This is a genomic window from Microbacterium sp. B19, assembly GCF_000333395.1.
In the GTDB taxonomy this organism is placed as follows: domain Bacteria; phylum Actinomycetota; class Actinomycetes; order Actinomycetales; family Microbacteriaceae; genus Microbacterium.
Genome location: NZ_BADA01000515.1, coordinates 1 through 8,558, shown reverse-complemented (window position 1 = coordinate 8,558; position 8,558 = coordinate 1). Strand labels below are relative to the sequence as shown.

Below are 8,558 nucleotides of genomic sequence, written 5' to 3'. Positions count from 1 at the left end.
GGGCGCGGCGCCCTGCTCCTCGAGCAGCGCGTTCACCCGCGAGAACGGCCGGGAGCCGAAGAACCCGCGGCTGGCCGAGAGCGGCGAGGGATGCGCCGACGACACGATCGCGGTGTCGCCGAGGAGCGGCGTGAGGTTCGTGGCATCCCTCCCCCACAGCACGGCGACGAGCGGCGCGTCCCGCGCGACCAGGCTGCGGATCGCGTGCTCGGTGACGCGTTCCCAGCCCCAGCCGCGATGCGAGGCCGGCGCGCCCGGAGCGACGGTGAGCACCCTGTTCAGCAGCATCACGCCCTGCTCGGCCCACGTCGAGAGGTCGCCGTGCGGCGCGGGCGGGATACCGAGGTCGTCCGACAGCTCGCGGTAGATGTTCGACAGGCTGCGGGGCAGCGGCCGCACGTGCGGGTCCACGGCGAACGACAGGCCGATCGGGTGACCCGGCGTCGGATAGGGGTCCTGACCCACGATGAGCACGCGGACGGCGTCGATCGGCGTCCGGAACGCCCGCAGCACGAGGTCGCCGGCCGGCAGGTAGGGCTTCCCCTCGGCGCGCAGCCGCGCCCCGATGTCGGCGATGTCGCCCGCCACCGGCGCGAGCGGCTCGACCCACGAGGAGTCGATCAGACCCGCGTCGGCGAGTTCGGCGAGCGACTTCGCCGTCACGCCGCGTCTTCCTCGTGGACAGACCCCTGGAACGACCAGGGGAAGTCGATCCAGAGCGACGTGTCCTTCCACGCGTAGTCGGGCGTGATGATCGTGGTCGGCTTGGTGTAGATCACGGCCGAGCGAGCCTCGGCGCCCTGGGCGTTGAGCAGCTTCACGGCGAGGTCGAGCGTCCGACCGCTGTCGGCGACGTCGTCGACCAGCAGAACGCGGCGACCCGAGAGATACGACAGGTCGAGCGCGGGCGGCAGCACCTCGGGGGCGTCGAGCACCGTACCGATGCCGGTGTAGAACTCCACGTTGAGGGCGCCGCAGTTCTTGACGCCGAGGCCGTAGGCGATGGCACCGCCGGGCAGCAGTCCGCCGCGCGCGATCGCGACCACCACCTCGGGGTGGAAGCCGTCGGCGACGATCGCCCGGGAGATGTCGCGTGTCGCGACCCCGAAGTCGTCCCAGGTCAGTCGCTCGCGCTCGTCGGTCGTCGTCTCCGCCACGCGGATCCCCTCTCTTCGTGTGTCTTTCACCCTAGGGTGTCCCCCGCACGGTGCTAGCCTCGCGCCATGTCGCGCGTCTCCGGCGCGGTCGGTCGGGTGCGCGGGTCCGCGCTCGGGGTGACCGCGGGACTCATCGGGTGGTTCGTGCTGGTCGAGCTCGCCAGCGGCATCCTTCAGGGGTACTACGTGCCGCTCCTCCCCGACATCGTCGTGCACCTCGGCATCCGGGACGCCGACGTCAACTGGTTCGAGGCGGCCCAGCTGCTGCTCTCGGCGCTCATCCTCCCCGTGCTGGCGAAGCTCGGCGACGTGTTCGGGCACAAGCGCATCCTGCTGATCTCCGCGCTCGCGACGGCGGCGGCGAGCTGGTGGCTGGTGTTCGCCGACACGTTCCCGACGTTCCTCGCCGCGTGGGCGCTGCAGGGGTTCTACGTCGTGTGGCTGCCGCTCGAGATCGCGCTCATCTTCGACCGCGGTCGGCGGCAGAGCCGGGGCGTCTCCCAGACGCGCCGGGCCGCGGGACTCCTCGTCGTGGGCCTCCAGGTCGGCGCGATCGCGGGCGCCCTCGCTGCCGGGCGTCTCTTCGCGGCCACCGGCGGCAATCTGCGGGTGTCGCTGATGATCCCCGCGATCGCCGTCACGCTCGTGTCGCTCGTGATCTGGCTCGGCGTGCCCGAGTCGGAGCGGATGCCGGGCACCCGGCGCCTCGACATCGGCGGGTTCGTGCTCCTCGCCGCCGCCCTGCTCTGCCTCACCGGCGCGCTGTCGTTCGTGCGGCTTCCCGCCGGTCCCGGTCCGGCGGTCATCGTCCCGCTGCTCCTCGTCGGAGCCGTGCTGCTCGTCGTGTTCGTCCGGTTCGAGCTGCGACGCCCCGACCCGGCCGTCGACATCCGCGTCCTCCGGCGCCCCGAGATGTGGCCGGTGCAGGCGACGTCGTTCCTCGTCGGTATCAGTCTCCTCGGCGCCCAGGGACCGCTCGCGACATACGCCGGCACGGACCGCTCGCTCGGCTACGGACTCGGATTGGATGCCACCGACCGCTCGAACGTCATCGGCGTGTACCTCGTCTCGCTCATCGTCGGCGCGATCGTGTTCGCCGTGACGTCCCGCCGCGCGAGCCCCCGCGTGGTCCTGATCGGGGCTGCGGCCCTGGTCGGCCTGGGCTACCTGCTGCTCCTGCCCCTCCACACCGAGCTGTGGGAGGTGCTGCTGTGCCTCGCGATCGCGGGCCTCGGCTCGGGCGCGCTCGTCGCGGCCATGCCGGCCGCGGCCGCGGCCGCGGCTCCACGCGGGCAGACCGGCGTGGCATCCGCACTCACCAACACCACCAAGACCATCGGCGGCACGATGTCGTCGGCAATCTTCGGCGTGGTGCTCGCGGGTGGAGCGGGCGCGGCCGTCGCCGCGACCGCCGCACCGCTCGCGGGGTACATCACCGTGTGGACGATCTGCGCGGCGGGCGGGTTCTTCGCCGCGGTCCTGCTGTTCTTCGTGCCGAAGGTGGCCTTCTCCGATGCGGAGTCGGACGCGATCGTCCCGCCCGCGGTCGGCTGAGGCGGTCCGGCCCCGACCGGATCGTCAGAGGTAACGACCCGCGACGATCGTCGCGACCATGAGGACGGCGAAGGCGATCCACACCCAGGTCGCCGGGCTCCACCTCGTCCGCAGGCGTCGACCGCGGCGGGCGACGGCCGTGTCCCGGGGGTCCAGCCCGGTCACGGCTGTCGAGACGACCATGACGCGATCGTCGCGCCACCGCTCCCACTGCTCGACCTGGCCGGCGAAGGCGTTGGCCGTGCGCACCAGGCGCACCCACTCTTCCGGATCGGTGGTGATGACATCTCGCGGGCGCACCAGCAGGAGCACGTCGTCGACGATCTCGATGTCCCACCCGCCCCCGTCGTCGATGGCGGTCGCCATGACGTCCGGGGTGAACAGGTAGAGCGCATCGCGCTCGTAGCCGGACGGGCAGTAGAGCGTGAAGTGCCGATCGAAGTCGCCCTCGAGCGACATACGCTGCGAGTCGTCGGGCACGGCGGCGGTCGACAGCATCCGCGCGCCCCGCTCCGTCGCGCGCACGACGATGTGCGGCAGCCGGCGCCGCAATCCGATCGCGATCCATCCGCCGAACTGCGTATGCGTCGAGGCGCTCGTGGCGCGGCGCAGCTCGTAGTCGGCCCACTCGATGGTGCGCCCGGCGGGCGTCGTCGACCGCATCGCGCGGTCGACGACGAGGCGCCCGCGCCGCTGCCACGGCGTCAGTCCCCCGACGACCGGCTCAGGCGCGTAGACGAGAGCGTTGTCGGAGGCGAACCGACTCAGCGCCCACTGCTGACGCGGACTCAGGCGGCGTCCACTCGTGCGCACGGCCGCCCACAGCAGGACGCAGAACGCGATGACCACGAGCACGCCGACCGTGACCATGCCGATCACCTGCTCGGGACTCCGCTGTGCGCCACCGCTCAGCGCTCGCACGGTGCCGAAGACCATCGTGAAGGTGGCGAGTGCACCGACGGCTGCGCCGATGCGCAGGACGGCCCGCCGCACGCGGGATCCCACGCCGCTCACCCGCGGGTGGTCCGCACGGAACGCGGACCAGAAGCGCCGTACCTCGCCGCGGCCGGGGCGCGCCAGGAAGGCGTCGACGTTCAACGGGCGGGAGGCCCCGGCGCCCGGCCCCACTCAGCTCTCCGCGCCACGCACGCGCAGCGGCCCGCGCGCGAGCAGGTGCTGCGCGGACTGCGCCACCGGCCGCACGGTCACGAGGTCGAGGTTCACGTGACCGGGAGCGTCGAGCGCGTACGCGATGACGTCGGCGACGTCCTCCGCCACGAGCGGCGCCTCGACGCCCTCGTACAGCTTGTCGGCCCCCTCCTGGTCGCCCCCGAGGCGGTTGAGGGTGAACTCCTCGGTCCGCACCATGCCCGGGGCGATCTCGATGACGCGCAGCGGCTCGCCGTTCAGCTCCTGGCGCAGGGCCGCGACGAGCATGTGCTCGCCGGCCTTGGCCGCGTTGTAGCCCGCACCGCCGGGGTAGGCGGTCTGCGCGGCGGTCGACGTGACGAACAGCAGGTCGGCGTGGCCCGCGCTCTCGGCCGCGCGGCGCAGGAGCGGGAGGAGGGATGCCACGAGACGCTGCCCCGACAGGACGTTCGCCTCGAACATCCAGCGCCACTGCTCGGGGTCGCCGTCCTCGACGCGGTCGGTGCCGCGCGCGCCACCGGCGACGTGGACGAGCGCGTCGACGCCGCCCGTCTCCTCCAGCCACGCGGCGAGGGTCGCGACCGCGTCACCGTCGGTGAGGTCGGCGACGTGCGCCACGACGCCGGTCTCGGCCTCCAGCGCCGCCAGCCGCTCCGCGCGCCGGGCCACGCCCACCACGTCCCAGCCGCGCGCCCGCAACTCGCGGGCGGTCGCCTCGCCGATCCCCGAACTGGCCCCGGTCACCACAGCACGTCTCGTCATGGCATCCACGCTACCGGCGGCCGATGACACGGGTCGCGCGCGTAGGTTACGGCCCGTGTCCCGCCGGTTGTCGCGCAGATCGGGGGTGCCTACGCTCGCTGGAGGCCGTGGCATCCGTCGCGGTCACCCGAAGACTTGAGGAGCAGCCGTGTCGGCACCCGAGAACTGGCGTTTCGAGACCAAGCAGATCCACACCGGCGCACAGCCCGACCCCGTGACCAAGGCCCGGGCGACGCCGATCTACCAGACCACGTCGTACGTGTTCGACAACGCCGACCACGCCGCGAACCTGTTCGCGCTGGCGGAGTTCGGCAACATCTACACCCGCATCCAGAACCCCACGCAGGACGTCGTCGAGCAGCGCATCGCCGCGCTGGAGGGGGGCACCGGCGCCCTCCTGGTCGCGAGCGGCCAGGCGGCGGAGACGTTCGCGGTCCTGAACATCGCGCAGGCGGGCGACCACATCGTCTCGTCGAGCTCGATCTACGGCGGCACGTACAACCTGTTCAAGTACACCCTCGCCAAGCTCGGCATCGAGACGACGTTCGTCGAGAACCAGGACGACCCCGAGGCGTGGCGTGCGGCGGTCCGCCCGAACACGAAGCTCTTCTTCGCCGAGACCATCGGCAACCCGAAGATCAACGTGCTCGACATCCGCACGGTCGCCGACGTCGCGCACGAGAGCGGCGTGCCGCTCATCGTCGACAACACGATCGCGACCCCGTACCTGATCCGTCCGTTCGAGCACGGTGCCGACATCGTCATCCACTCGGCCACGAAGTTCATCGGCGGACACGGCACCACCATCGGCGGCGTCATCGTCGACGGTGGAAAGTTCGCGTGGTCGCAGAACGTGGAGAAGTTCCCCGGTCTCACCGAGCCCGACCCGTCGTACCACGGCGCTTCGTACACGACGGCCGTCGGCGACGGCCTGGCGTACATCATCAAGGCGCGCGTGCAGCTGCTCCGCGACCTGGGTGCCGCCATCTCGCCGCAGAGCGCGTGGCTGCTCATCCAGGGCCTCGAGACGCTGTCGCTGCGCATCGAGCGCCACGTGCAGAACGCGCAGGAGATCGCCGAGTGGCTCGAGGCGCACGACGACGTCGCGAGCGTGAACTACTCGGGCCTGCCCACCTCGCCGTGGTACGCCGCCGCGAACAACTACGCCCCCAAGGGTGTCGGCGCGGTGCTGTCGTTCGAGCTCAAGGGCGGTGTGGAGGCGGGTCGCGAGTTCGTGAACTCGCTGACGCTCTTCAGCCACCTCGCCAACATCGGCGACGTGCGCTCGCTCGTCATCCACCCGGCCTCGACGACCCACTCGCAGCTCACGCCAGAGCAGCAGCTCACGTCGGGTGTCACGCCGGGCCTCGTGCGCCTGTCGGTCGGACTGGAGAACATCGCCGACCTCAAGGCCGACCTCGACCAGGCCCTCGCCGCCGCGCGTCGTCTGTCCGAGGCCGCCCGCGCCTGACGCGCCCCATCGACGCCCCGCCCCGGTCCGCCGGGTCGGGGCGTCGTCGCGTTCCCGCCCGGCGCGCGGGGCATCGACCGCCCCGCGAGACGCGGGCCGCACGGCATCCACGGTCCTCCCTGCCCGGGGCGAAGGCCTGCGACCCGGGGCGAAGGCCTGCGAACCGGGGCGAAGGCCGGCTCCCCGGGACGAAGGCCTGCTCCCGGGGACGAGGGGAGGAGATTCGGCGAAGGGAGGACGGACACGCCGGGATTCCTCCTCCCTCCCGCCCATGTCCTCCGCTCCCCACCGGCTCGGCGCGCCGGGTCACAGGCGCTCCTGCTCCCTACGGGCGTGAGGGGTCAATATCTGTCGCTATCGGGTGCTCGAAGCGACAGATATTGACCCCTCACACGGAGGTCCGCTGCCGCGGGCGGAGGCTGCCGAGGCCGCCGTCCACGCCCAGCACCTGGCCCGTGATCCAGGCGTTGGCGGGGTCGAGGAGGAACTCCACGGCCCGGGCGACGTCGTCGGGCTCGCCGAGGCGGCCGAGCGGGTGCATCGCCTCGGACACCCTGCGCGACGTCTCGCTCGCCGTGAGGCCCTCGGTCAGCCGGGTCTGCACGAGTCCCGGGGCGACGGCGTTGATCCGCAGCCCCTGGCCCGCATAGCTCGCGGCTGCCGACAGCGTCAGGCCGATCACCCCGGCCTTCGCGGCGGCGATCGCGTCGTGGTTCGCGAGGCCCGCGAGCGCTGCGGCCGACGACGTCAGCACCACGGAACCGCCGCCGCGCATGCGCTTCCCCGCCGCTCGCACCGCCGCGAAGGCCGTCGTCAGCGACGCGGCGACGATGCCGTCGTACTGCTCGCGCGAGGTCAGGTGCGCGGGTTTCAGCAGCATCGAGCCGGCGAAGACCGCGATGCCGTCCAGCTCCCCCACGTCGGCCACGGCGCGGTCGACGGCGTCGAAGTCGGTGGCATCCAGGATCACGTCCGGCTCGATCACCGACGTATCCCGGGCGGTCGTGATCACCCGATGGCCCGCGTCGCGCAGGCGTCGGGCCGTCGCGCCGCCGATGTCGCTCGAGGCCGCGATGAGGAGGAAGTTCGCCATGCCCCGATCATGCCGACACGGCGCGCCGCGAACCGGGGCTGGACAAGCCCGTAACAGTCGCTTCGCGGGCGACGCGACCCGGGAGAATGGATGCCATGGACTGGCAGATCTCCGAAGACACGGTGCCGTCGGCGCCGATCACGGAGGCCGACGCCCGGTCCCTCCTCGGGCGGCCGCCGGCGACCGGCGCGTGGCGCGACGGCGACCCGGTCGGAGACCGGCGCTTCGCGGCGTTCGGCGAGTTCCGCACCGAGAACGGCGAGCGCCTGCCCGGCTTCCGCCTGGCGTACGAGACGTGGGGCGAGCTCTCCCCCGCCCGCGACAACGCGGTCCTGGTCCTCCACGCGCTCACCGGCGACAGCCACGTGCGCGGCTCGGCGGGTCCGGGGCACCCGACCGCCGGCTGGTGGAGCGAACTCGTCGGCTCCGGCGCCGCGATCGACACCGACCGCTGGTTCGTGATCGCCCCGAACATGCTGGGGGGATGCCAGGGCTCGACGGGACCGGCGAGCATCGCGCCCGACGGCTACGAGTGGGCCTCGCGGTTCCCGTACCTGACGATCCGCGACCAGGTGAGTGCGCAGGCGCTGCTGGCCGACGCCCTCGGGATCGACCGCTGGGCCGCGGTCATCGGCGGATCCATGGGCGGCATGCACGCCCTGGAGTGGGCGGTCGGGCACCCCGACCGGGTCGAGCGCGCCGCGATCCTCTCCTCCCCGCCGATCACGACGGCCGACCAGATCGCCCTCAACACCGTGCAGGCCGACACGATCCGGATGGACCCGCGCTTCGCGGGCGGGGCGTTCTACGACGCCGGTGACGGCGACGGACCGCACCGCGGGCTCGCCCTCGCCCGACGCATGGCGATGCTGAGCTACCGCAGCCCCACCGAGCTCAATCAACGGTTCCAGCGATCGTGGCAGTCGGGCGTGAGTCCGCTCGGGCACGGGGGCCGCTTCGCGGTGGAGTCGTACCTCGACTTCCACGGGAACAAGTTCACCCGCCGCTTCGACGCCAACAGCTACCTCACGCTCGCCGAAGCGATGAACTCCCACGACGTCGGGCGCGATCGCGACGGCGTCGAGGACGCCCTGCGTCGCGTCACGGCCACGACGCTGGGTACGAGCCAGCGGGGCGGGGGCCCACTGCTCGGTTGCAAGCGAACGGAGGTACCGGGCGACCGTGTTCTGGAAGGCGAGAAGAGCGGCGAAGAAGCTCGTGACGAGCAGTACCTGCATGATGGACGCCCAAACGGGGGCCACGTATCGCGCCGCCAACGTGAACACGAATGCATCGGGGTCATCGAGCGCGATTCTCTGAACGTCGGCGGCGCCGTACCCGAGGACGAAGCTCCAGACGGTGAACACGAGGA

Annotated in this window: 8 protein-coding genes; 3 read left to right on the top strand and 5 right to left on the bottom strand. The window is 72.1% G+C overall.

Translation table 11 applies throughout. The features are described 5' to 3' along the window. Together I5G_RS17705 and I5G_RS17700 are read right to left on the bottom strand one after the other, a co-directional pair. On the bottom strand, positions 1-663 hold a 663-nt coding region (locus tag I5G_RS17705; protein WP_022880255.1), incomplete at its 3' end, for a uracil-DNA glycosylase. Continuing rightward, the gene (locus I5G_RS17700) at positions 660-1,157 is read right to left on the bottom strand and encodes a phosphoribosyltransferase (protein ID WP_022880254.1); all 498 of its coding nucleotides are present in this window, start codon (positions 1,155-1,157) and stop codon (positions 660-662) included. The genes I5G_RS17705 and I5G_RS17700, both read right to left, overlap by 4 nt. 66 nt (positions 1,158-1,223) lie before the next feature. Between I5G_RS17700 and I5G_RS17695 the strand changes: the two genes are divergently transcribed. Beyond that, positions 1,224-2,711 carry an MFS transporter gene (locus I5G_RS17695; RefSeq protein WP_022880253.1) on the top strand — a complete coding sequence of 496 codons (1,488 nt, stop codon included), beginning with the start codon at positions 1,224-1,226 and terminating at the stop codon, positions 2,709-2,711. Between the two features lie 24 nt (positions 2,712-2,735). Here I5G_RS17695 and I5G_RS24170 read toward each other — a convergent pair whose 3' ends face one another. After that, the gene (locus I5G_RS24170; RefSeq protein ID WP_148286540.1) at positions 2,736-3,725 is read right to left on the bottom strand and encodes a hypothetical protein; all 990 of its coding nucleotides are present in this window, start codon (positions 3,723-3,725) and stop codon (positions 2,736-2,738) included. 114 nt (positions 3,726-3,839) lie between these two features. Then, positions 3,840-4,622, bottom strand: a complete 783-nt coding sequence (locus I5G_RS17685) for an SDR family oxidoreductase (RefSeq protein WP_022880251.1) — start codon at positions 4,620-4,622, stop codon at positions 3,840-3,842. A gap of 148 nt (positions 4,623-4,770) precedes the next feature. On the opposite strand from I5G_RS17685, the gene I5G_RS17680 reads away from it, so the two are divergent. After that, positions 4,771-6,093, top strand: coding sequence for a bifunctional o-acetylhomoserine/o-acetylserine sulfhydrylase (locus I5G_RS17680; protein ID WP_022880250.1), 1,323 nt, complete (start codon positions 4,771-4,773; stop codon positions 6,091-6,093). Between the two features lie 388 nt (positions 6,094-6,481). Here the strand turns inward: I5G_RS17680 and I5G_RS17675 are convergent, their stop codons facing one another. Beyond that, positions 6,482-7,186 carry an SDR family NAD(P)-dependent oxidoreductase gene (locus I5G_RS17675; protein WP_022880249.1) on the bottom strand — a complete coding sequence of 235 codons (705 nt, stop codon included), beginning with the start codon at positions 7,184-7,186 and terminating at the stop codon, positions 6,482-6,484. Between the two features lie 95 nt (positions 7,187-7,281). On the opposite strand from I5G_RS17675, the gene I5G_RS23360 reads away from it, so the two are divergent. Continuing rightward, a partial coding sequence (locus I5G_RS23360; RefSeq protein WP_022880248.1) for a homoserine O-acetyltransferase occupies positions 7,282-8,558 on the top strand: 1,277 nt, incomplete at its 3' end.